General features: G+C 73.4%; 21 protein-coding genes. 8 read left to right on the top strand and 13 right to left on the bottom strand.

Going from position 1 to position 23,197, the window contains the following annotated elements:
- Window positions 1-73 precede the first annotated feature (73 nt).
- Window positions 74-904: a DMT family transporter gene (locus tag ACZ64A_RS20205; protein ID WP_469811916.1), complete on the top strand. Its 831-nt coding sequence runs from the start codon at window positions 74-76 to the stop codon at window positions 902-904.
- Window positions 905-1,079: 175 nt separating this feature from the next.
- Here ACZ64A_RS20205 and pdxR read toward each other — a convergent pair whose 3' ends face one another.
- Window positions 1,080-2,468 (bottom strand): MocR-like pyridoxine biosynthesis transcription factor PdxR, encoded by a 1,389-nt coding sequence (gene pdxR, locus ACZ64A_RS20200; RefSeq protein ID WP_469811801.1) that lies wholly within the window; start codon window positions 2,466-2,468, stop codon window positions 1,080-1,082.
- Window positions 2,469-2,515: 47 nt separating this feature from the next.
- On the opposite strand from pdxR, the gene ACZ64A_RS20195 reads away from it, so the two are divergent.
- The 3 genes from ACZ64A_RS20195 to ACZ64A_RS20185 are packed head-to-tail and all read left to right on the top strand — an operon-like array spanning window position 2,516 to window position 4,181.
- Window positions 2,516-3,010: a carboxymuconolactone decarboxylase family protein gene (locus ACZ64A_RS20195; RefSeq protein ID WP_469811800.1), complete on the top strand. Its 495-nt coding sequence runs from the start codon at window positions 2,516-2,518 to the stop codon at window positions 3,008-3,010.
- Window positions 3,007-3,453, top strand: a complete 447-nt coding sequence (locus ACZ64A_RS20190) for a carboxymuconolactone decarboxylase family protein (RefSeq protein WP_469811798.1) — start codon at window positions 3,007-3,009, stop codon at window positions 3,451-3,453. The genes ACZ64A_RS20195 and ACZ64A_RS20190 overlap by 4 nt, the downstream gene beginning before the upstream one ends.
- Window positions 3,454-3,467: 14 nt before the next feature.
- Complete coding sequence (locus tag ACZ64A_RS20185; RefSeq protein WP_469811914.1) at window positions 3,468-4,181, top strand: isocitrate lyase/PEP mutase family protein; 714 nt, start codon at window positions 3,468-3,470, stop codon at window positions 4,179-4,181.
- 3 nt (window positions 4,182-4,184) lie between these two features.
- On the opposite strand, the gene ACZ64A_RS20180 is transcribed toward ACZ64A_RS20185, so the two are convergent.
- The 5 genes from ACZ64A_RS20180 to ACZ64A_RS20160 are packed head-to-tail and all read right to left on the bottom strand — an operon-like array spanning window position 4,185 to window position 11,283.
- Entirely contained in the window at window positions 4,185-5,141 is a 957-nt protein-coding gene (locus tag ACZ64A_RS20180) for an ABC transporter substrate-binding protein (protein WP_469811797.1), read from the bottom strand.
- 1 nt (window position 5,142) lies between these two features.
- Window positions 5,143-7,077 carry an ABC transporter permease gene (locus ACZ64A_RS20175; protein ID WP_469811796.1) on the bottom strand — a complete coding sequence of 645 codons (1,935 nt, stop codon included), beginning with the start codon at window positions 7,075-7,077 and terminating at the stop codon, window positions 5,143-5,145.
- Window positions 7,077-8,168, bottom strand: coding sequence for a quaternary amine ABC transporter ATP-binding protein (locus ACZ64A_RS20170; protein WP_469811794.1), 1,092 nt, complete (start codon window positions 8,166-8,168; stop codon window positions 7,077-7,079). The genes ACZ64A_RS20175 and ACZ64A_RS20170 overlap by 1 nt, the downstream gene beginning before the upstream one ends.
- Window positions 8,165-9,715, bottom strand: a complete 1,551-nt coding sequence (locus ACZ64A_RS20165) for a GMC family oxidoreductase (RefSeq protein WP_469811793.1) — start codon at window positions 9,713-9,715, stop codon at window positions 8,165-8,167. The genes ACZ64A_RS20170 and ACZ64A_RS20165 overlap by 4 nt, the downstream gene beginning before the upstream one ends.
- 41 nt (window positions 9,716-9,756) lie before the next feature.
- Window positions 9,757-11,283: an aldehyde dehydrogenase family protein gene (locus tag ACZ64A_RS20160; RefSeq protein ID WP_469811791.1), complete on the bottom strand. Its 1,527-nt coding sequence runs from the start codon at window positions 11,281-11,283 to the stop codon at window positions 9,757-9,759.
- A 220-nt stretch (window positions 11,284-11,503) separates the two neighbouring features.
- Here ACZ64A_RS20160 and ACZ64A_RS20155 point away from each other — a divergent pair, with 220 nt between their 5' ends.
- On the top strand, window positions 11,504-12,415 hold the full coding sequence (locus tag ACZ64A_RS20155; protein WP_469811790.1) for a GNAT family N-acetyltransferase: 912 nt from the start codon (window positions 11,504-11,506) through the stop codon (window positions 12,413-12,415).
- A 233-nt stretch (window positions 12,416-12,648) separates the two neighbouring features.
- Here the strand turns inward: ACZ64A_RS20155 and ACZ64A_RS20150 are convergent, their stop codons facing one another.
- The 7 genes from ACZ64A_RS20150 to ACZ64A_RS20120 all read right to left on the bottom strand — a co-directional run bounded on the left by ACZ64A_RS20150 (window position 12,649) and on the right by ACZ64A_RS20120 (window position 19,819).
- Complete coding sequence (locus tag ACZ64A_RS20150) at window positions 12,649-13,638, bottom strand: malate dehydrogenase (RefSeq protein ID WP_469811789.1); 990 nt, start codon at window positions 13,636-13,638, stop codon at window positions 12,649-12,651.
- A gap of 459 nt (window positions 13,639-14,097) precedes the next feature.
- Entirely contained in the window at window positions 14,098-15,243 is a 1,146-nt protein-coding gene (locus tag ACZ64A_RS20145; protein WP_469811787.1) for a helix-turn-helix domain-containing protein, read from the bottom strand.
- A gap of 257 nt (window positions 15,244-15,500) precedes the next feature.
- A complete protein-coding gene (locus tag ACZ64A_RS20140; protein ID WP_469811786.1) occupies window positions 15,501-15,959 on the bottom strand; it encodes a helix-turn-helix domain-containing protein in 459 nt (152 codons plus the stop codon).
- Between the two features lie 287 nt (window positions 15,960-16,246).
- A complete protein-coding gene (locus ACZ64A_RS20135) occupies window positions 16,247-16,915 on the bottom strand; it encodes a response regulator (protein WP_469811785.1) in 669 nt (222 codons plus the stop codon).
- Window positions 16,916-16,940: 25 nt separating this feature from the next.
- Complete coding sequence (locus ACZ64A_RS20130; RefSeq protein WP_469811783.1) at window positions 16,941-18,086, bottom strand: sensor histidine kinase; 1,146 nt, start codon at window positions 18,084-18,086, stop codon at window positions 16,941-16,943.
- 421 nt (window positions 18,087-18,507) lie between these two features.
- Window positions 18,508-18,975, bottom strand: coding sequence for a DUF3017 domain-containing protein (locus ACZ64A_RS20125; RefSeq protein ID WP_469811782.1), 468 nt, complete (start codon window positions 18,973-18,975; stop codon window positions 18,508-18,510).
- Window positions 18,965-19,819 carry a bifunctional methylenetetrahydrofolate dehydrogenase/methenyltetrahydrofolate cyclohydrolase gene (locus ACZ64A_RS20120; RefSeq protein WP_469811781.1) on the bottom strand — a complete coding sequence of 285 codons (855 nt, stop codon included), beginning with the start codon at window positions 19,817-19,819 and terminating at the stop codon, window positions 18,965-18,967. The genes ACZ64A_RS20125 and ACZ64A_RS20120 overlap by 11 nt, the downstream gene beginning before the upstream one ends.
- Before the next feature lie 261 nt (window positions 19,820-20,080).
- Between ACZ64A_RS20120 and ACZ64A_RS20115 the strand changes: the two genes are divergently transcribed.
- The 3 genes from ACZ64A_RS20115 to ACZ64A_RS20105 all read left to right on the top strand — a co-directional run bounded on the left by ACZ64A_RS20115 (window position 20,081) and on the right by ACZ64A_RS20105 (window position 23,155).
- Window positions 20,081-20,716: a hypothetical protein gene (locus tag ACZ64A_RS20115; protein ID WP_469811779.1), complete on the top strand. Its 636-nt coding sequence runs from the start codon at window positions 20,081-20,083 to the stop codon at window positions 20,714-20,716.
- 130 nt (window positions 20,717-20,846) lie between these two features.
- The gene (locus ACZ64A_RS20110; RefSeq protein ID WP_469811778.1) at window positions 20,847-21,599 is read left to right on the top strand and encodes an FHA domain-containing protein; all 753 of its coding nucleotides are present in this window, start codon (window positions 20,847-20,849) and stop codon (window positions 21,597-21,599) included.
- Window positions 21,596-23,155 (top strand): protein kinase domain-containing protein, encoded by a 1,560-nt coding sequence (locus tag ACZ64A_RS20105; RefSeq protein ID WP_469811776.1) that lies wholly within the window; start codon window positions 21,596-21,598, stop codon window positions 23,153-23,155. The genes ACZ64A_RS20110 and ACZ64A_RS20105 overlap by 4 nt, the downstream gene beginning before the upstream one ends.
- The last annotated feature ends 42 nt before the right edge of the window (window positions 23,156-23,197 follow it).

The raw sequence follows: 23,197 nt of genomic DNA, 5'->3' as shown, positions 1-23,197 counted from the left end.
AGACCGGTGAGAGGGGACGTGCAAGAGCCCCTTACCCGGACCGCTCGCTTAGAGTCGCCTGATGCTCTTCGGAATGGTGTGCGCGCTCGGTGCGGCGGTCTGCTTCGGTACGGCGACGGTGTTGCAGGCGGTGGCGGCGCGGGCGGCCGCCGCTCCGGGCCGGGGCGGCGACGCGGCGCTGCTGCTGCGGGCGGTGCGGCAGTGGCGGTATCTGGCGGGGCTCGGGCTGGACGGCGTCGGCTTCCTGCTGCAGATCGTGGCGCTGCGCTCGGTCCCGATCTACGCGGTCGGCGCGGCCCTCGCCGCCTCGCTGGCGGTGACGGCGGTGGCCGCGGCGCGGCTGCTGCGGACGCGGCTGAGCGCGGTGGAGTGGGCCGCGGTGGGCGTGGTGTGCGCGGGCCTGGCGATGCTCGGGCTGGCCTCGGGCACGGAGGGCGAGGAGAGCGGACCGGCGGGGCTCGACTGGGCGATGCTCGCGACGGCGGCGGGGGTGCTGCTGCTGGGCGCGGTGGGCGGGCGGCTCACCGGGCGGGCGCGGGCGCTGCTGCTGGGGCTCGGGGCGGGTTTCGGCTTCGGGGTGGTGGAGGTGACGGTCCGGCTGATCGACTCCCTCGACCCGCTGGACCTGCTGCGGGACCCGGCGGCGTATGCCCTGCTGCTCGGCGGGGGCGCCGCGTTCCTGCTGCTGACGTCGGCCCTGCAGCGGGGTTCGGTGACGACGGCCACGGCCGGCATGGTGATCGGCGAGACCGTGGGCCCGGCCCTGATCGGCGTGGTCTGGCTGGGCGACCGCACCCGCGAGGGCCTGGCCTGGCTGGCGATCCTCGGCTTCGCGGTGGCCGTGGCCGGTGCCCTCGCCCTGGCCCGCTTCGGAGAGGCCCCGGAACCCGCGCCGGAGAGCTGAGCCACGGCACGGACGCGGACGGGGACAAGAGGGCTGCGCCGACGTCGGTGTCGGCCTCGGGGAGCCACCGCCGGAGCCACTGACACCGCGCCTCACGGCCTTCCGGACGCCACGCCGGAGCCGCCGGCATTACGCCCACGCCCCCGGCCCCGGCCGCACCCGTGCTGACCCTTCGTCAGGGCATCGCGCGGCACAGGGCCTCCAGGGTCTGGGGCCAGGTGTGGTCGGAGGGGGTGCCGTAGCCGACCACCAGGGCCTCGAGGGGGTCGGCGGTCGTGTCGGGGTGGCGGTAGTAGTCGAGGCCGGTGACGGCGAGGCCCTGCCAGGCCGCGGCCTGCACGACCGCCTGCTCGGTGCCGGGCGGCAGCCGCAGTACGGCGTGCAGCCCGGCCGCGATACCGGTGACGCGGACCTGCGGTGCGCGGGCGGCGAGCGCGGCGACCAGGGCGTCGCGGCGGCGCCGGTAGCGCAGCCGGGCGGCGCGGACGTGCCGGTCGTAGGCGCCGGAGGTGAGGAACTCGGCCAGGGCGAGCTGATCGAGGATGCCGACGGAGCGGGCGCCGCCGTACTCCAGGACCTCCGGCAGCAGCGACTCGGGGAGCACCATCCAGCCCAGCCGCAGGCCGGGCGCGAGGGACTTGCTGGCGGTGCCGAGGTAGACGACGTGGTCGGGGTCGAGGTCCTGGAGCGCGCCGACGGGCTGGCGGTCGTAGCGGAACTCGCCGTCGTAGTCGTCCTCCAGGATCAGGCCGCCGGTGCGCCGCGCCCACTCCACGGCGGCCGCGCGCCGCTCGGGCGGCAGGGCGCCGCCGAGCGGGAACTGGTGGGTGGGGTTGAGCAGCACCGCGCCGGCGTCGCCGAGGGCGTCGATCCGCGGCCCGGCCTCGTCGTGGGGCAGCGGGACGGTGGTCAGGCCGGTGCGGTGCAGCAGGTCCCAGTGCACGTCGAGGCCGTACGACTCGACGGTGAGGCTGCGCAGGCCGCGTCCGTGCAGGACCTCGGCGAGGAGTTTCAGGCCGCGGGCGAAGCCGTTGCAGACGACGATCCGGCCGGGGTCGGCGCGCACGCCCCGGGCGCGGGCGAGGTAACCGGCGAGCGCGGTGCGCAGTTCGATACGGCCGCGCGGGTCGCCGTAGCCAAGGACGTCGTCGGGCGCGGCGGCCAGGGCGCGCCGGGCGGCCTTGAGCCACTCGGCGCGCGGGAAGGAGGACAGGTCGGGCACGCCGGGGATCAGGCTGTGCGTGGGCCGGCCGGGCTCGCGGTGACGGGGTGCCGGGCGCTCCTGCGGACGCGGCACGGCGGTGTGCTCGGCGACCCGGGTGCCGGAGCCCTGCCGGGCGGTGAGCCAGCCCTCGGCGACGAGGTCGGCGTAGGCGTCGGCGACGGTGTTGCGCGCGATGCCGAGGTCGGCGGCGAGCGAGCGGGAGGAGGGCAGCCGGGTGCCGGGGGCGAGGCGTCCGCCGCGCACGGCCTCGCGCAGCGCGTCGGTCAGTCCCCGTCGCACGCCTGGACCGGACGGTTCCAGGTGCAGGTCGACCCCGAAAGTGGCCCAAGGTTTCGCCATGGGAATGGACCATACCCCTGGGCTGCCCGGCTCCTAGGCTCAAGGGCATGACCTCAGAGAACGTCGCTTACGCCCCCGAGACTCCGGCCCGCCTGAACTGGTCGCAGCACGCGCCCGAGGTGTACAAGGCGATGATCCGCCTGGACGTGGCCGCCCGGAAGGGCCTCGACCCGAAGCTGGCGGAGCTGGTGAAGATCCGCGTCTCGCAGCTCAACCACTGCGCGTTCTGCCTCGACATGCACACCAAGGACGCGCTCGCGGCCGGGGAGAGCGTGGAGCGGATCGTGCAGCTGAGCGCCTGGGAGGAGTCCCGGCACTTCTACACCGGGAAGGAACTGGCGGCGCTGGAGCTGGCCGAGGCGATCACCGTCCTCACCGACGGTTTCGTGCCGGACGAGGTGTACGAGCAGGCCGCCAAGCAGTTCGAGGAGGCCGAGCTCGCTCAGCTGATCGCCGCGATCACGGTGATCAACGCCTGGAACCGGTTCGGCGTGACCTGCCGCATGATCCCGGGCCACTACACCCCGGGACAGCACGCGTGACGGCCCGTACCACCCTGCTGGACGCCGGGGTCCGCGACGCGTTGCAGCAGGCGGGCGCCGCCGCCAAGCGGGGACTGGGCGACCCGGCCCTCGCCGAGCTGGTGATGATCCGCGCCTCGCAGCTCAACCAGTGCGCGTTCTGCCTGGACATGCATGTGACGCTCGCCCGCAAGAACGGCGAGTCGGACGAGCGGATCCAGTTGCTGAACGCCTGGCGGGAGGCCGGCGACCGCTACAGCGCCCGCGAGCGGGCGGCGCTGGAGCTGACGGAGGCGGTGACCGTGCTCACCGGCGGCTTCGTGCCGGACGCGGTGTACGAGGGTGCCGAAAGGCACTTCGACGAGCGCGAACTGGCCCATCTGCTGGGGCTGATCGCGGTCATCAACAGCTGGAACCGGCTGATGGTCAGCCGCCGCGTCCCGCCGGGAGGCCCCGCATGGTGACCGAGGAGCCCGTCATGGACAAGGCCGCGGCGTTCCGCGCCCTGCACCGTCGCCGCTCCCCCGGCGACCCCCTCGTCCTGCCCGGACCGTGGGACGCGGCGAGCGCCCGGGTGTTCGCCAAGGCCGGCTTCCCGGCGCTCGCCACCCCGAGCGCCGGCGTGGCCGCCTCTCTCGGGTACGAAGACGGTGAGACCCCGGCCGACGAGATGTTCGCGGCCGTCGCCCGGATCGCGCGGGCGGTGGACGTGCCGGTGTCGGCGGACATCGAGGACGGCTACGGACTGGCCCCGAAGGAGCTGGTGGAGCGGCTGCTGGAGACGGGTGCCGTGGGCTGCAACCTGGAGGACTCCACGGGCGGCCGGCTCAAGGACCCGCACGAGCACGCCGCGTTCCTCGCCGAGGTACGGGCCGCCGCAGGGGAGCGGCTCTTCCTCAACGCCCGGATCGACACCTTCGTCCACGGTGACGGCGACCCCGAACGGGCCCTGGAGCGGGCCGCGTTGTACGTGGCGGCGGGCGCCGACTGCGTCTATCCGATCCTCGCCCCCGCCGACGTGCTGCCGCTGCTGCGGGCCGGGACCGAGGGGCCCCTGAACGCCCTGGCCCGGCTCGGCGAGGGCCCCACGCCCGCCGCACTGGGCGAGCGCGGGGCCACCCGGATCACCTTCGGACCGGGGCTGCAGCGCCGGGCCGCACGGGCCCTGGAGGAGATCGCCGAGGCGATCTGACGGTCAGGACAGCCACGCCTTCCAGGTGGAGGGGTGGCTGTCCACCCACTTCTTCGCCGCCTGCTCGGGCGACAGCTTCTGCTCGGCGATCATCAGGGCGACCTCGTTCTGGTCCTCGGTCGTCCAGCGGAACTTCTTCAGGAAGGCCGCCGCCTTGCCCCCGCGGTGCGCGAAGCCCGCGTTGAGGTACTTCTGCAGCGGGGTGTGCGGGTAGGCGCAGGCGACCTTCGCCGCGTCCGCGTCGCAGCCCTCCTTGTACGGAGGCAGCTTCACCTCGGTCATCGGCACCTTCTTGAACAGCCACTGGGGTGCGTACCAGTAGGTCAGGAAGGGCTTCTTCTCCTTGGCGAACTGTTTCATCTGGGTGATCTGCGCCGCCTCGGAACCGGCGAACACCACCTGGTAGTTCAGCTTCAGGTTGTTCACCAGCGCCTTGTCGTTGGTGACGTACGACGGGGAGCCGTCCATCAGCTGGCCCTTGCCGCCGCTCTCGGCGGTCTTGAAGAGCGAGGCGTACTTGTTCAGGTTGCGCCAGTCGGTGATGTCCGGGTGCTGCTCGGCGAGATACGTCGGCACGAACCAGCCGATGTGACCGGTGACGCCGAGCCCGCCGGCCCGGGCGATGGTGTGCTTGTCGTCGACGTACCGCTTCTCCTGGTCGGGGTGGCCCCAGTCCTCCAGGATCGCGTCGACCCGGCCCTGGCTGAGCGCGTCCCAGGCAGGCACCTCGTCGACCTGGACGGTGTCGACGCGGTAGCCGAGCTTGTGCTCCAGCAGGTACTGGGCGACGGCCACGTTGGACTGCGCGCCCACCCAGGACTGCACGGACAGGGTGACCGTCTTGGCGCCCCGGGCGTTCGCGAAGGGCGACGCCTGCTTGGTCATGTCGGCGGCGCCGCAACCGGTGAGCAGCAGCAGCGAGCCCGCCGCTGCGACGGCGGCGGTCGTACGGATACGCATGTCAGGCTCCCTTCCCGGCGCGGCGGTCCGTCGGCTGGGTCACCCGGTCGAGCATCAGGCCGAGGCAGACGATCGCGATGCCGGCGACCAGGCCGGTGGCGAGGTCGCCCTGGGCGAGGCCGAAGACGACGCTGTAGCCGAGGGCGCCGCTGCCGACCAGACCGCCGATGATGACGACGGCGAGGACGAGGACCACGCCCTGGTTGAGCGCGAGCAGCAGCGCGGGCCGGGCGAGCGGCAGCTGGACCTGGCGCAGCTGCTGGCCGGGGGTCGCGCCGAGCGAGCGGGCGGACTCCAGCGCGGCCGGGTCGACCTGGCGCAGGCCCTGCGTGGTGATGCGGACGACGGCGGGCAGCGCGTAGACGACGGCCGCGGCGACGGCCGGGGCGCGGCCGACGCCGAACAGGGCGACGACCGGGATCAGGTACACGAACTGCGGCATCGTCTGGAAGACGTCGAGCACCGGCCGCAGCAGCCGCTCGAAGCGGTCGCTGCGGGCGGCCGCGATGCCGGTGGCGAAGCCGATGACGAGGGTGACCGCGACGGCGGCCAGCACCTGGGACAGGGTGTCCATGGACGGCTTCCACACGCCGAGCGCACCGATCACGCCCATGGCGAGAACCGCGGTGAGCGCGGTGCGCCAGGTGCCGATCAGCCAGGCGAGCGCGGCGACGATCAGCAGCACCGACCACCACGGCAGCCACAGCAGCGTGGAGCGGACCGGGTCGAGCACCCAGGTGGTGAAGTGCGCGGCCCACTCGGCGGTGCCGCCGATCACGGGCACGCCGGAGTACAGGTGGGAGGTCATCCAGTCGACGACCCGGTTGACCGGCTCGGCGATGCCGACGGTCCAGCCGGACGGCCACTCCAGCGCCCCGGCGAAGCGGCCCGCGAGGGCGACGGCGACGACGGCGGCGAGCGCGCCGGCGGCGAGGGAGCGCCGCACCCGCGGCATGCCCGCGCCGGCCGCGCCGGTCACCCGGTCCAGGACGACGGCGAGCAGCACGATCGGGATGCCGGCGGCGAGGGCGGCGCCCACGTCGACGGAGGCCAGCGCCTGGTAGACGCGGTCACCGAGGCCGCCGGCGCCGATCACGGACGCGATGACGGCCATGGACAGCGCCATCATGATCGTCTGGTTGAGGCCGAGCAGGAGCTCCTTGCGGGCCAGCGGGATACGCGCGGTCAGCAGCCGCTGCCGGGAGGTGGCGCCGAGCGAGTCGACGGCCTCCAGCACCTCCTTGTCCGCGCCGCGCAGCCCGAGCGCGGTCAGGCGGGCCATGGGCGGGGCGGCGTAGACGACGGTGGCGAGGACGGCGGCGGGGACGCCGATGCCGAAGACCAGGACGACCGGCAGCAGGTAGGCGAAGGCGGGCAGCACCTGCATGGTGTCCAGCAGCGGCCGCAGCGCCCGGTCCAGCCGCCCGGACAGCCCGGCGCCCAGCCCCAGCAGGGCACCGACCAGCACGGACGCGAGGACGGCGACGACCATGAGGGCGAGCGTCTGCATGGTGGGGACCCACATGCCGAGCAGCCCGCAGGCGAGGAACGCCACCGCCGTGCCGAGCGCGAGCCGCGCCCCGGCGGCCCGCCAGGCCACCAGCGCGCCGAGCGCGGTGACTCCGGCCCAGCCGAGGCCGAGGAGCAGCAGGTAGACGGCGCGTACGGAGACGACGACGGCGTTGGAGACGTAGCCGAAGAAGTAGAGGAACAGCGGGTGGCTGTCGCGGTGGTCGATGATCCAGTCGCTGACCTTGGTGAGCGGCTGGGTGAGGTCGACGGTGAGCGCGCTCGGCCAGGCGGTGCCGGGCCAGTGGCTGGTGGCGAGCGGCACGACGATCGCGGCGAGCAGGGCGAGCACGGCGAGCTTGCGGACCGCGGGCCGCGTGAGGAAGGCGGGGGCGGTACGGGGACGGGTTGCGGTGACGGTGGCCATCAGGCCCCCTCGGCCTCGGTGGCGGCGCCCGCGACCACGCCGAGGAGCGTGTCCGCGTCCACGACGCCCAGGCAGCGGCCCTGGTCGACGACGCGGGCGGGTTCGCCCGCGCGGGCCACCGCCTCGATCGCCTCCGACACCGTGGCGTCCGGGCGGACCGCGGGGCCGCTGCCGGCCTCGTCGGCCGAGGCCGGCCGCATGGCCTTGCGGACCGTCACGACCTGTTCGCGCGGCACGTCGCGGACGAACTCGCGGACGTAGTCGTCGGCCGGGGTCGCGACGATCTCCTCGGGGGTGCCGAGCTGGACGACCCGGCCGTCGCGCATCAGCGCGATGCGGTCGCCGAGCTTGAGGGCCTCGCTGAGGTCGTGCGTGATGAAGACCATCGTGCGGCCCTCGTCGCGGTGCAGCCGGACGACCTCCTCCTGCATGTCCCGCCGGATCAGCGGGTCGAGCGCGCTGAACGGCTCGTCGAACAGCAGGACCTCGGGGTCGACCGCGAGGGCCCGGGCGAGGCCGACCCGCTGGCGCTGGCCGCCGGACAGCTGGCCGGGGCGGCGCTGCTCCATGCCCTCCAGGCCGACCTTGGCGACGATCTCGGCGGCCTTCTCACGGCGCTCGGCCCGGCCGAGACCCTGGATCTCCAGGCCGTAGGCGACGTTGTCGAGGACGGTGCGGTGCGGCAGCAGACCGAAGTGCTGGAAGACCATCGCGGCGCGGTGGCGGCGCAGTTCGCGCAGCCGGGAGCGGTCCATGGCGCGCACGTCCTCGCCGTCGATGGCGATGGTCCCGGCGGTGGGCTCGATGAGCCGGGTCAGACAGCGCACCAGCGTGGACTTGCCGGAGCCGGACAGGCCCATGACGACGAAGACCTCGCCCTTGCGCACGTCGAAGGAGACGTCCCGGACGGCGGCGGTGCAGCCGGTGCGCGCGCGCAGCTCGGCGGCGTCCAGCGCGGTCAGTTCGGGGTCGCCGGGGATGCGGTCCGCCTTGGGGCCGAAGACCTTCCACAGTCCGTCGACGGAGAAGACCGGGGCGGCGGGGCCGGTGGTCGTGGTGGGGGGCTTGCGTGTGGGCACGGTCATGGTCATCGCGCCTCACCTCCGATCAGGTCGGCGGCCTTCTCCCCGACCATGAGCACTCCGATCATCGGGTTGACGGCCGTCATGGTCGGGAACACGGACGCGTCGGCGATCCGTATGCCGTCCAGGCCGCGGAGCCTCAGCTCCGGGTCCACGACGGCGAGTTCGTCGTCGGCGGCGCCCATCTTGCAGGTGCCGGCCGGGTGGTACACGGTGTGCGCGACCTTGCGGGCGTACTCGCTCAAGTCCTCGTCCGAGGTGATCTCCGGGCCGGGGCACACCTCGCGCTTGAGCCAGCCGGACAGCGGCTCGGTGGCGGCGATCTCACGGGCGATGCGGATGCCGTCGACGAGGGTGCGGGCGTCGTAGTCGTCCTCGTCGGTGAAGTAGCGGAAGTCCAGCGCGGGCTTGACGGCCGGGTCGGGGCTGGTCAGGTACAGCCGGCCGCGGGACTTCGGCTTGGGGATGTTCGGCGTCATCGACACCCCGAACTCCGGGCGCTCGTAGCCCAGTCGCTCCGGGTTGTCGGTGAACGGGATCTGGTAGAAGTGGAACATCAGGTCGGGGCCCGCGTGGTCCGGGTCGCGGCGCACGAACAGGCCGGCGTCGGAGTCCATCGCGGAGTTCTCCGGAATGGGTCCGTTCGTCTCCCAGACGATGACCGACTCGGGGTGGTCGAGCAGGTTCTCGCCGACGCCCGGCAGGTCCTGGACGACGGGGATGCCGAGCGCCTCGAGGTCCTTGCGGGGGCCGATGCCGGAGTGCAGCAGCAGGCGCGGCGAGTCGACGGCGCCCGCGCACAGCACGACCTCGCCACGGGCCCGGATCAGCAGCTCCTCGCCGTCCTTGGTGCGCACATGGACGCCCTCGGCGCGGCCGTCGGTGATCTCGAGCTTGTGCGCCCAGGTCTCCAGCAGGATCGTCAGGTTGGGCCGGGAGTCCATCACCGGGTGCAGATACGCCACCGACGCCGAGGAACGCTTGTTGTTCTCCGGGTGGTAGGCGAGGTCGAAGAAGCCGACGCCCTCGGTGAACGGCTTGCGGTTGAAGCCCTCGACGCGGGGTACTCCGAGCGCCGACTGGGCGGCGTCCACGAAGTCGCGGGCGATGGCGTTGCGGTCCTTCTCGTCGACGGAGACGATGTTGTTCAGCAGCCGCGCGTAGTACGCCTCCATCGGCACCGCGCCCCAGCCCTTGGCGCCGGCGTCCTCCCACTCGTCCCAGTCGGAGGGCAGCGGCTTGAAGGAGATGAGGGTGTTGTGCGAGGAGCAGCCGCCGAGCACGCGGGCGCGGCTGTGCCGGATGTGGGAGTTGCCGCGGGGCTGTTCCACCGTCGGGTAGTCGTAGTCGAGCTCGCCGCCGAGCAGGCCCATCCAGCGGCGCAGGGTGAGCACGTCGTCGCGGCCCACGTCGCTGGGGCCGCCCTCGATGACGGCGACGGTGGTGTCGGGGTTCTCGGTCAGCCGGGAGGCGATGACGGAGCCGGCGGTGCCGCCGCCGATGACGACGTAGTCGTAGACGTGTTCGTGGGGGGTGTTCTGGTGCACGGGGGGCATGGGGGTGTTACTCCAGGAAGCTGTCGGGGAAGAGGCGGGGCTCAGCCGGCGAACCAGCGGACGGGCTTCGGCGCGAGGTTCTGGTAGACGTGCTTGGTCTCGCGGTACTCGGCGAGCCCGGCCGGGCCGAGTTCGCGGCCGACGCCGCTCTTGCCGAAGCCGCCCCACTCCGCCTGCGGCAGGTAGGGGTGGAAGTCGTTGATCCAGACGGTGCCGTGGCGCAGCAGTCCGGCGACCCGGCGGGCGCGTCCGGCGTCGGCGGTCCACACCGCGCCGGCCAGGCCGTACTCGGTGTCGTTGGCCAGCGCGACCGCCTCGTCCTCGGTGCGGAAGGTCTCGACGGTGACGACCGGGCCGAAGACCTCCTCGCGCACGACGCGCATCTCGCGGTGGCAGGCGTCGAGGACGGTCGGCTCGTAGAAGTAACCCGACTCCGGGCGGACGTCGGAGGGTTCGGGCCGCTTGCCGCCGCAGCGCAGCACGGCGCCTTCCGCCAGCGCGGAGGCGACGTACGCCTCGACCTTGGCGCGGTGCTGCTCGGAGACGAGCGGGCCGCACTCGACGCCGTCGGCGGTGCCGCGGCCGAGGCGGATCTTCTGGGCGCGGCGGGCGAGTTCGGCGACGAAGCGTTCGCGGACGGACTCCTCGACGATCAGCCGGGCGCCGGCCGAGCAGACCTGGCCGCTGTGGATGAAGGCGGCGTTCAGGGCCTGGTCGACGGCGGTGTCGAAGCCCTCGTCGGTGGCGCAGGCGTCGGCGAAGACGACGTTGGGGTTCTTGCCGCCGAGTTCCAGGGCGACCTTCTTCACGCCGGGGGCAGCTGCCTGGGCGACCTTGGTGCCGCTGGCCAGGCCGCCGGTGAAGGAGACCAGGTCGACGTCCGGGTGCTCGGCGAGGCGGGCGCCGACGGTGTGCCCGGGGCCGGTGACGAGGCCCGCGACACCGGCCGGCACTCCGGCCTCCGTCAGCAGGTCCATGAGCGCGACCGTGGTCAGCGGGGTGATCTCGCTCGGCTTGATCACGAAGGTGTTGCCCGCGGCGAGGGCCGGCGCGATCTTCCAACTGGCCTGGAGAAGCGGGTAGTTCCAGGGGGTGATCAGCGCACACACACCGACCGGCTCATGGACGACGACGCTGTGGACGTCGGGCGTACCGGCGTCGACGACCCGGCCGGGGGCCTCGCCGGCGACCAGGTCGGCGAAGTAGCGGAAGGCGTCGGCGACGCAGTCGACGTCGACGCGGCCCTCCTCGACGGTCTTGCCCGCGTCCCGGCTCTCCAGCAGGCCGATCTCGTCGCGGTCGCGCACGAGCAGGTCGGCGACGCGGCGCAGCACGGCGGCGCGTTCGGCGACCGGGGTGCGCGGCCAGGCGCCCTGTCCGCCGGCGAAGGCGTCACGGGCGGCGGCGACGGCCAGGTCGGCGTCCTTCTCGTCGCCCTCGGCGACCACGGCGAACGGCCGGCCGTCCGCGGGGTCGAGGATCTCGCGCGTGGCTCCGGAGACGGAGCCTTGCCATTCCCCGCCCACGTAATGGGTCCGCCCCGCGTTCTGCTGTATGTGGTCCGCCATGATCGGTACTTGCCTTCCGTTCCTGTTCGGTGCCCGTGGGTCACTTCCGCGTCCCCCACGGGGACCGTGAGCGCATGCCCGTACCCCTGAACGGCATGCGGAATCCGTTGCCGAAAGTGCGCTGCCTCACGGAAATCAGGAACATAAACGGACAAAAGACTCAGTAGTGATCTCGGGCCAACCCGGGACATCCGGCCGTTCTTTGACTACAGTCAAAGACATGGAGGACATGGAGCCCGTGTCGGCGCAGCACGTCTCGGCCCTGCGCCGGTTCAACCGTGCGTACACCCGGCGGATCGGGGCCCTGGACGACCACTACCTCGGGCAGGACCGCCCGCTCGGGCAGGCGCGTCTGCTGTTCGAGATCGGGGCCGCGGGGGCGGGGGTCCCGCTGCGGGACCTGCGGGCGCGGCTCGGCCTGGACGCGGGCTACCTGAGCCGGATGGTCAAGGCGCTCCAGGGCCAGGGACTGGTCAGGCTGCGCACCCACCCGGACGACAGCCGGGTACGCACGGTCGAGCTGACCTCCGCCGGACGCGTGGAGATCAAGGAGCAGAACCGCCGCGCCGACGCCCTCGCGACCGGCCTGCTGGGCGGGCTGACGGACGGGCAGCGCGAGCGGCTCACCGAGGCCCTGGACACCGCCCACCGCCTGCTGCGGCTGGCCGCGCTCACCGTGGAGCGCGTCGACGGCGCCTCACCGGACGCCCGGGCCTGCCTGGCCGCCTACGCCGCCGACCTGGACGCGCGCTTCCCGGAGGGCTTCGACGCTTCCGACCTCGTCGCCCCCGAGGAGGTGTCCGGAGAGGCGGGCGCGTTCTTCGTGGCGTACGAGGAGGGCCGACCCGTCGGCTGCGGGGCGCTGCGACGGCTGGAGCCGGGCGTGGCGGAGATCAAGCACGTGTGGGTGCATCCGGACGCCCGCCGGCTGGGTCTGGCCCGCCGGCTGCTGCACGCCTTGGAGACCGAGGCGCTGCGGCGCGGCTTCACCGTCGTACGGCTGGACACGCACGCCGTGCTCAGCGAGGCGCAGGCGATGTACCGGGCGAGCGGCTACCGGGAGATCCCGGCGTACTCGGAGCATGTGTACGCGGGGCACTGGTTCGAGAAGCGGCTGACAGGAGAAGGCTGAGCGGCCGGCGGGTGGGCGGTGACCCAGGACGCGACGAGGCCCGCCCCGCGTCATGCGGGACGGGCCTCGTCATACGGAGCGCCGGGCAGGCCTTGCACCTGCATCTCCCCGCAGGAAGCGGGGCGTCTTTCCTTGGACCACCAACGCACAGCCTGGCGCCGGATTTCCCGGCGGCCGGTGTGTGATCAACTGTAGCGCACCGGCCGCCGAAGATCCACTCGGGCGCGCCGGGCTCAGATCAGGCCGAGACCGCGGACCGCCTCGCGCTCCTCCACCAGCTCCTGGACGGAGGCGTCGATGCGGGTACGGGAGAACTCGTTGATCTCCAGGCCCTGCACGATCTCGTACTTGCCGTCCTTGCAGGTGACCGGGAAGGAGGAGATCAGGCCCTCCGGGACGCCGTAGGAGCCGTCCGACGGGATGCCCATGGAGACCCAGTCACCCTCGGCGGTGCCGTTGACCCAGGAGTAGACATGGTCGATGGCGGCGTTGGCGGCGGAGGCCGCGGAGGAGGCGCCACGGGCCTCGATGATGGCGGCGCCGCGCTTGGCGACGGTCGGGATGAAGTCCTCGGCCAGCCACTTCTCGTCGTTCACGACCTCGGCGGCGTTCTTGCCGGCGACCGTGGCGTGGAAGATGTCCGGGTACTGGGTGGCGGAGTGGTTGCCCCAGATCGTCAGGCGCTTGATGTCGGCGACCGTGGTGCCGGTCTTCTTCGCGAGCTGGGTCAGCGCGCGGTTGTGGTCCAGACGGGTCATCGCGGTGAAGCGCTCGGCCGGTACGTCCGGGGCGGCGGCCTGCGCGATGAGCGCGTTGGTGTTCGCCGGGTTGCCGACGACCAGGACCTTGACGTCGTCCGCGGCGTGGGCGTTGATGGCCTGGCCCTGCGGCTTGAAGATGCCGCCGTTGGCCTCCAGCAGGTCGCCGCGCTCCATGCCCTTGGTGCGGGGGCGGGCACCGACGAGGAGGGCGACGTTGGTGCCGTCGAAGGCGACGTTCGGGTCGTCGGTGATGTCGATGCCCTGCAGCAGCGGGAACGCGCAGTCGTCCAGCTCCATGGCCGTGCCCTCGGCGGCCTTCAGGGCCGGGGTGATCTCCAGCAGGCGCAGCTTGACCGGCACGTCCGCGCCGAGCAGCTGGCCGGAGGCGATGCGGAAGAGCAGGGCGTAACCGATCTGGCCGGCCGCGCCGGTGACGGTGACGTTCACGGGAGTGCGGGTCATGGCGTTCTCCGTATGACAGCTGGCGGTGGGGCGTCCCTGCCCCGGGCGGATGATCGATCTCTTGGTATCAAGAGAGATCCAGCGGTCAGGCTATCGCGCATCCGGCAGGCCGGACGGCCGGGTCCGTGTGGCCCACCCCACAGAGTGGCACATCGATGGCGAAAGCGGCGGGAAAAGGGGGGCGGCCGCCGGTCCGGGAGAGGAGTGACCTGGCGGCCGCCGGTGGGGGTACCGTTTCCGGACTCCCGTGGGGGGATACCGTTCGCCTGCCCGCGCCGGCCGAAGCCATGCGCCTCCGCGCCGATTTCCCTTCTTTCTTCACTTCGCACACCCCATTCGCGCGCTTGCTCGGCGCACCCGGTCCTGGCGCGTGCTCCGCGCACCCGGCCCGGCCGGTCGCTCCGCACGCCGGTTCCGCCCGCGCGCTTCGCGCACCCGGTGCGCCAGCTTGCCGTGCGTCTACTTGGTGCATCCCTTCTGCCCGGATGCCAGCGTGGCGCAGGCCTTCGCGTCGGCCGCGTCCTTGACCGCCACCATCGGGGTGTACGCGATGGCGTCCCCGGTGGCCGTGATGGACCCCTCCTGGGTGGCCCCGCCCGCGCTGACCCGGACGGTGTCGCCCTGGCCGGCCCGGGTGATACGGCCCCAGGCCGCGCCGCACGTCTTGCTGTAGCGCACCTCCACGACGGTGGCGCCGACGGTCGCGGTGCTGGCGGTGGTCACCAGGTTGCCGCTGCACCCCATCGCCTCGGCGTCCTTGCCGGTGCAGCTCGCGCCGCTGCACTTGACGCCGGGCGGCAGGTTCACGGGGGCGGTGGCGGTCGGTGACGGGGAGGCGTCCTTGCCCTCGTTCTTCGTATCGCGGCCGCGTTCGGTGAAGAAGAACACCGCGGCGATGACGACGAGGACGCCGACGAGCCCGGCGAGGAACATCGTCAGCCGCTGCTTGCCGGTGTTCCCCGCGGGCGGCCGCGGCCCCTTGGGCGCGCCGCCGTTCGGACGGGCGCCGCCTTGGCCCGCGCCCTGCCCGGCGCCCTGGGCGGCAGCGGCGGCCGTGGGTGTCCCGGCGCCGGGGCGGCCACCGACCGGGGACGGACCGCGGTAGCCGGCCATCCCCCACGAGTTCGGCCGCGCGCTGTCGCCGGCGTTGGCGTCGGCGTCGGAACCCGTCGGCTGCTGCGGCACCGTCGGGGACACGCCCGCGGGTCCGGCGACCGGGGTGGCGGTGGCACTGCCGCCCTTGCGGGCCGTCCGCCCGCCGCGCTCGCCGGCCTCGGGAGCCGCGAGGTCGCCGAGGGCGGCGCGCGCCTGCGAGATCCGGATGGCCTCCATGGTCATGTCGTGGCGCATCTCCGAACGGCTCCAGGCGCGTTCGGCCAGCTCCCACATCGTGGTCAGGTGAACGGGGTGGGTGCCGGTGACCTCGGCCAGCGCCACGATCGCGCCCTTGGGCGCGAGGAGCCGGCCGCCCAGGTAACGCTCCCAGGACGTCTTGCTGTAGCCCGTGCGGTCGGCCAGCGCGGCAATGCCCAGGCCGCTGCGGTCCACGAGCCGCCGCAGCTGCTCCGTGAACTCCTTGATCTGCGGATCGAGATCGTCCGGCAAGGCCCTCCAACGAGGCATTGCTTCCCCCTCTTCCCCCCGTGACGTGCTTGGTCGTTCCCCCGCGCCGGGCGCCCTGTGCCGTGGTGCCCGTTCTGGCTACCCACAGGGATGCGCCCACCAAGGATCTCAGTTCCCGGGACGGGAGCGCACGGGAGCGTGCGGCAGCGGGGCGTGCACCGTCGCACGCCGGCGGCGCGCCGTCCAGTGGGCCGTCCCGGGCATCCCGGCCGGCGGTGTCACGCGGCGGGCCGGCATCGTCACGCGGCGAGGAGGACCCCGACGGCCGCGAGCACCAGTAAGGCGCACAGCAGCAGGACGGCGGCGAGCAGCGGCAGCCGCCCGGTGGCGCGGGGCGGGGGCGGCTCCGCCGGGCGCTCCCACCACGGCACCGTCGGATCGTCGTGGTACGGCTCGCCTTCCGCGGCGGCGGTGGGCTCGGGGCGCGGCCAGGCCTCGACGGCCACCTCGTGGCGTACCGCGACCCGTTCGGCGTCCTGCGCGGTCAGCCCGGCGACCCGGCAGAGCGCGGCGACGGCCTGCCGGGGAGGCGGCTGTACGGCGTTGAGGTACCGCTGCCAGGAGGACTTGCTGTAGGCGGTGCGGGCGCCGAGAGCGGCCAGGCTGAGCCCGGTCGCGTCCTTGAGTTCCCTGAGCTGCGCCACGAAGTGCCGTACCTCCGGCGGCAGCCCGTCCGGCAGCGGCCGCCAGCCGCTCATCGCCACCTCCGTGCGCGCCCTCGTCCCTACCCGGTCGGATCGGGTGACGACAGCGGACGCGGAAACGGTTCCGCGGGTGTGGCAGGTTCAGGACACGGTAGCGGAATGGTCACTTCCGTGGCACAGCGCGCTGACAGCCGTTGAACAGCCCCCGCGGCGTGCGCAAACGTTGCTCCCGGCGGCGGCCCGTCCCCGCTCGGGGGAGAGGACGGTCCGCCGCCGCTTTTTGGCTGCGGTACGGCGGTGTCAGCGGCCGGGGACGACGAGTGCAGTCCAGTACGGCGGTGTCAGCGGCCGGGGACGACGAGTCCCGTCTCGTACGCCACCACCACCGCCTGCGCGCGGCTGTCCAGGTCCAGCTTGGACATGGTGCGGTTGAGGTGGGTCTTGACCGTGGCCTCGCTGATGTAGAGACGGTCGGCGATCTCCAGGTTGGACAGGCCGCGGGCGGTCAGCGTGAGGACCTCCCGTTCCCGGGACGTCAGCGCGGCGAGGTCCGGAGGGGCGTCGGCGCGCCCCTCGGGGTCGCGGTGCCGGGCGAAGGCCTCGACCAGGCGGCGGGTGACGCTCGGCGCGAAGAGCGCGTCGCCGCCCTCCACGGCCCGTACCGCCGCCAGCAGCCGCTCGGGCCCGGAGTCCTTCAGCAGGAAGCCCGACGCGCCCGCGCGCAGCGCGCCGTAGACGTACTCGTCGAGGTCGAACGTGGTCAGGATCAGGATGCGCGGGACGGGGTCGGTGGCCTCGGCGAGGATGCGCGCGGTGGCCTCGATGCCGTTCATGCCGGGCATGCGGATGTCCATCAGGACCACGTCGGGACGCGTCTGCGCGGCCAGTCGCACCGCCTCGGCGCCGTCGCCCGCCTCGCCGGCCACCTCGAAGCCGGGCGCCGCGTCCAGCAGGCCCACCAGGCCGGCCCGGATGAGGAACTGGTCGTCGACGACGAGCACTCTGGTCATCCGTCCGCCGTCCCCCCGACGTTGCTCAGCTGGTGCGGTGCGACGCCGGCAGGCTCAGCCTGACCTGGAATCCGCCCTCGGCGCGCGGGCCGACGCTGATCGTCCCGCCGTAGAGCTTGGCCCGTTCCCGCATGCCGATCAAGCCGTGTCCCGGGCCGGCCGGGACATCGTCCGAAATCGCCCCCCGGCCGTCGTCGGTGACGGTGACCGTCAGCTCGTGCGGGCTGTAGCGCAGCTCCACGCGCGCGTGGGCGTGCCGGGCGTGCTTGAGGACGTTCGTCAGGGCCTCCTGCACCACGCGGTACGCGCACAGTTCGACACCGGGCGGCAGGGGCCGTGCGGTGCCCTCGACGGCGAGCTCCACCGGGACGCCGCCGGCGCGGATGCGCTCGACCAGGTCGCCGACCCGGGCCAGCGTCGGGATGGCGGCGTGCTCGGGGGCCTCGGGGTCCTCCTCGCGCAGCACGTGGAGCATGCGGCGCAGCTCCTCCAGGGCCTCCGCGCTGGTCCCGGCGATGGTGCCGAGCGCGGAGCGGGCCGTCGCCGGGTCGGCGTCGAAGACGAACCGGGCGAGTCCCGCCTGCACCGAGATCACCGACATGTGGTGCGCGACCACGTCGTGCAACTCCCGGGCTATCCGCCCGCGTTCCTCGGCCACCGCCCGCCGGGCCCGCTCGGCCTGCTCGGCGCGCAGCCGCCGGGTCAGCTCGGCGGAGCGTCGCGCCAGCGTGCCGAACCACACCAGCACGGAGGTGTACAGCAGCGCCTGCCCCACCACCGAGCCCATGGCGGAGCCGTCGGTGACGGCACCGGCGTACACCCACAGCGCGGCCAGGCAGACCGCGCAGCCGACGGCGACGCGGGCAGGACGCGCCGACGCCACCGTGTACAGGGCGAGCATGGGGCCGAAGGTGCACACCACCGGCCAGTAGCCGAGGCTGACGTAGACGAGCGCGGCCGGCAGGACGGCCGCGAACACCGCGAGCGGCCGGCGGCCGCGCACCGCGACCGGCAGGTGGGCGAGCGCGACCAGCAGCAGGGCGCGGGCGTCGAGTTCCGGCCAGCCCTGCGCCACCGACTCCCGCCCCAGCAGCACGGCCACCGCGAGCATGCCGAGCGCGATCAGCGGATCCACGACAGAGGGACGGGGCATGGCCATGCTCAAACGCATCGCCGCAGCGTAACGCCGCGGTCCCGCCCAGCGAGTCAAACGCCGGATGTACCCCGCCGGTTGCAGCACCGGCCACGAACCACCCAAGGCGCGCCCCGCGTGCCACCCGCCCGACGCCCGGAGCCGAGCGGCCCCGACACACCACGACCGCCCCGCCCGGCACAGAGGCCACGCCCCTGCGCGCACGGGCGCACATCACGGCCGCGCCGATGGCCGGCGCGTCGACGGCGCCGGGTGCGGACCGCCCAGGCCGGTGGCGGCCGGACGCCGGGCGGGACGGCGGCGCCCGGCGGGGCGGCTGCGCCGGGCGGGCACGCGCAGGGCTGCGGCCGACGAGGCCAAGAGGGCGCGCCCCGCGCCAGGCGGGCGCGCAGGGCTCGGGCTCCCAGGCTCACGCGGTGTTGTGCGCCCGGGGGTCGTCTCAGTTGCTGCTGACCGTGAAGTGGAGGGTGTCCTTCAGGAACGGGATCTGGAGCCAGGGGCCGGGCTGGGCCATCAGGGCCAGCAGGACGATGGCCAGGCCCAGCACGCCGTAGGTGACGATGTCCGTGAAGCGGGAGCGGACCGCGAGCATGCCCACGCCCGGCAGGACCCAGCGCAGCACGGCCCCGCCGAGCAGCGCCGCACCGATCAGCAGCGTGCCGATCCGGAACGCGCCCAGTGCCGTCACCAGCAGGCCCACCGCGACCAGCCCGAGCACCGCCAGCATCGGCCACTGCCGGGCCGGCGCCGGCGCGTCACCGCCCGCGGCCCGGCCGCCGCCCTCCGGTCGCGCGGTGTCCCGCGTGAACAGCGGGAAGCGCCGGGTGGTGCGCCGCGGCCGCCCGTCGGCGTCGGGCGCGCTGACCGCGTCCCGTACCTGGAGGTCGTCCCCGTCCTCAGCCGGCACTGCGCTCCGCCGCCTCGACCACGTTGACGAGCAGCTGGGCGCGGGTCATCGGGCCGACCCCGCCCGGGTTCGGGGAGACGAAGCCGGCCACCTCGGCCACGCCGGGGTGGACGTCGCCGACGATCCGCCCCTCGGCGTTGCGGGAGACGCCGACGTCGAGGACGGCCGCACCGGGCTTGATGTCCTCGGGCCGGATCAGATGCGCGGAGCCGGCCGCGGCGATGACGATGTCGGCCCGCTTGAGGTGGGCGGACAGATCGCGGGTGCCGGTGTGGCACTGGGTCACCGTGGCGTTCTCGCTGCGCCGGGTCAGCAGCAGCGGCATCGGACGGCCGATGGTGACACCGCGACCGACGACCACGACCTCGGCGCCCTTCAGCTCGACGCCGTAGCGGCGCAGCAGGGTGAGGATGCCGTTGGGCGTGCAGGGCAGCGGGGCCGGCTCGTTCAGGACGAGGCGGCCGAGGTTCATCGGGTGCAGGCCGTCGGCGTCCTTGGCCGGGTCCATCAGCTCCAGGATGCGGTTCTCGTCGATGCCCTTGGGCAGCGGGAGCTGCACGATGTAACCGGTGCACGTGGGGTCGTCGTTCAGTTCGCGCACGACCGCCTCGATCTCCTCCTGCGAGGCGGTGGCGGGCAGTTCGCGCTGGATGGAGGCGATGCCGACCTCCGCGCAGTCGCGGTGCTTGCCGGCGACGTACTTGCGGCTGCCGGGGTCCTCCCCGACGAGGACGGTGCCGAGACCGGGCGTGACGCCCTTCTCCTTCAGCGCCGCCACGCGGGCGGTCAGATCGGACTTGATCGCGGCTGCGGTGGCCTTGCCATCGAGAATCTGGGCGGTCATGACCCCATCCTCCCGGATGACCGCCCCCCGGTTCCAATCCGGGGGCGCAGATCACCCTTCGCACCGTTCAGCCGCCTTGATCGACGATGTTGCACTTGCACAACACCTGTGCAATCCGGCTGGACAAGTAACGCGGATCTAAAGAACGATGAGGGGCACAGTGCCGCGGGCAGTACCGGGGGGACGAACCGCATCTGTAGAACTTCCTCCGAGCGTTGCCGCGCGTCCCCGCACTCGGCAAAACGGAGGAAGGACCGCGCCATGAGTTTCGGCGACCCGAACAACCCTTACGGGCCACCGCCCCAGCAGCCGCCCGCCGGCGGCCCCGGCTACGGCTACCCGCAGCAGGCCCCGCCCCAGCCCGGCGTCCCGCCGCAGGGTTACGGCTACCCGCAGCAGCCGGCGTACCCGGGCTACCCGGGCGGCAACGGGATGCCGCAGTCGATGCCGGGGCTCATGGTGACCGCACGCGTGATGCTGTACATCGTGGCGGCCGTCCAGATCCTCATCGGCATCTTCGCCATCTTCGGCGCCGCGACGATCAACGACGTGTCCAACGCCGGTGAGGACACCTTCGGCAACAACGACTTCTCCGACATCGGGCACGCCGGCGCGGGCGTCGTCCTCGTCGTCGCGCTGCTCTTCCTGGGGCTCGCCGCACTGTCGATCACGCTGGGCGTGAAGTTCACCCGCGGCGGCCAGGGAATCCGCATCACCACCATGGTGTACGGCATCCTCGGCGCCCTGTTCGGCGTGCTGCTCCTGATCAGCGCGGCCGGCGCCAACTCCAGCGCGGTCCTGGTCTGGGCCCTGCTGTGGATCGGCTTCGGCGGCGTGATGGCCGCGTCGATGATCGCCCCGTCGGGCGCCGCCTGGTTCAACCGCCCGCGTTACTGACGCGAAGCGGACCATACGGTTCGCGCCAATCACATCCGAGGGCCGTGTCTCACCCGTACGAGGGGGACACGGCCCTGGTGCGTTCGCCCTACTCTGGCACCGCGAGCTGTCAGGCACGGGGAGACGCACCTTGTACAGCATCATCGTGGTACCTCCGCCGACCACGGAGGACGAGCGAAGCAGCGCCGGACAGATCCGTCTCGCCCCCGGTGAGCGGCTCCCGTTCGGCCGGTCCGCGCACGCGGGCGGCCTGCGCATCCCGCACGAGGGGGTCTCCCGCAGAGCCGGGGAGATCGCCGCGCAGGGCGCCTTCTGGATACTGAGCAACCTCAGCCGGGACCAGACGTACGTCGTCGAGAACCCGGAGGGCGCCGGCGAGCACGTGAAGGTCGGACCGGGCCGGCTCGACGCGCCGATCCCCTTCGAGTTCGCGCGGATCGTGCTGCCCGCGGCCGGTGATCTGCTGCCGCTCGAGGTGTGGGCGCCCCGCCACGACTATCTCCACCCCGACGGCTGCGGCGACGGCGACACCACCGCGCCCGCCTTCTCCCTGGACCGCACCAAGCGGTACTTCGCGGTCCTGGCCGCCCTGTGCGAGCCGCGGCTGCGCGGTGCGCCGCACGCCCCTCCGCCCACCGTCGACCAGGTCGTGGAGCGTCTGCGCCCGTCCTGGCCGGCCGTCTCGCGCACCACCGTGCAGTGGAACATCGACTACCTCGCGGTGAAGCTGCGCCTCAAGCCCGGTCCGGACACCGCCGACAGCGGGCCCCGGCTGAACGGCAAGAAGGAGTCGCTGGTCTCCCTGGCGCTCCGCTTCGACCTGGTCCGCGAGGACGACCTGGTGGTCCTGCGCGCGAGCGCGCCCTCCGGATCCGCCCGGTGAGCGGTCCTGGCGAGCCGTTCGCCGTGGCGGTGCCGCAGGGCTACCGGGTCGGGCCGTGGGAGGTCCGCGCGCCGCTCGCCACGGGCGCCTTCGGCAGCGTCTACGAGGCCCGGCGCACCGGCGAGCCGGGGGACGGCGGCCTGCCGCGCACGGCGGCGCTGAAGTTCCTGCCGACCGGCACGAACACCCCGCGCCGCCTGTCGCACCTGCGCGACCTCGTGGAGCGGGAGGTCGCCCTGCACCGCAGGCTGCGCCACACGCGGCTGATCCGGCTGTACGAGACGCTCACCGTCGACGACCCCGGCCGGCCGGAGCTGGACGGCGCGACCGTGCTGGTGCTGGAGAAGGCGGAGGGCTCCCTGGCCGCGCTGCTCACCGCCTCCCCGCGCCCCGCCGCCGGTCCCGCGCTGCTCGCCCAGATCTGCGAGGGGCTGCACCAACTGCACACGGCGGGCTGGGTGCACGGCGATCTGAAACCCGCCAACGTGCTGCTGATGAAGGACGGCACGGTCCGCCTGGCCGACTTCAACATGGCGGCCGAACTGGAGGGCACCCACGCCTACACCCCGGCGTTCTCCACCCCCGACTACACCCCGCCCGAACTGCTGTGGACGGAGATCGGCGAACGCGGACGCCGCATCCGCCCGTCCGCCGACATCTGGGCGTTCGGCGTCCTCGCCCATCTCGTCCTCACCGGCTCCTTCCCGCTGCCCGGCGGCACCCCGACCGCCCGCCGCGACGCGGCCGTCGCCTACGCCCGCGGCACCGACGCGTTACGTCTCGCCCCCGAACTGCCCGACCCCTGGCGGGACATCGTGCGCGCCTGCCTGGCCCGCACCCACGCCGAACGCGTCGGCGGCGAGCAACTGCTGCGCCGGGTGAGCGCGGCGGCCGGCACCGCACGCCCCCGCCGGCTCCCCCGGCTGCGCCGCCGCTCCCGCCGTACGACGGTCACCGGGGCCGTCGTCGCCACGCTGGCCCTGGCGGCGCTGGGGTACGGCGTCAGCGACTGGGCGGCCGGCTCCGTCGACGGCAAGCATCCGGCCACGCCCGCCGCGTACGGCGCCGCCGAACTGCGCACCGACCGGGGCGTGCCCGTCGCCTACCGCCGGCTGATCGTCGACTCGGCGCACGACTGCGTCCAGCCGGAGGTCACCCCGGCGCTGATCGCCGCCCTGCTGAAGGCGGAGACCGGCTTCGACCCGGACCTCTCCGACCCGCACACGGGCCGCGAGGGCGAGTACGGCATCGCCCGCTGGACGCCGAGCCTGCTGCGCTGGTGGATCCGCGCCGACGGCGTACCGGCCACGGCGACCCCCGAACCGCCCTTCTCCCCCGCCGAGTCGATCCCGGCCGTCGCCCGCTACCTCTGCTACATGGAACCGCTGCTGAACGCCACCGGCCTGCACGGCGACCGGCGCGTACTGCTCGCCGCCGCGTACCGGACGTCGTACAAGAAGGTGAACGCGGCCGGTGGCGTTCCCCCGGCGATCCGCGCCTACGCCGACCGTGTCACGCACTACCTCAAGGAGTACACGCCACCCGGGAAGCAGTGACCCTGAGAGTTCCCAGGTACCGGTGCGCGGCTGCCGCTGCGA

The organism is Streptomyces sp. NPDC104814 (assembly GCF_055583185.1).
This window is presented reverse-complemented; position numbering and strand designations above follow the sequence as displayed.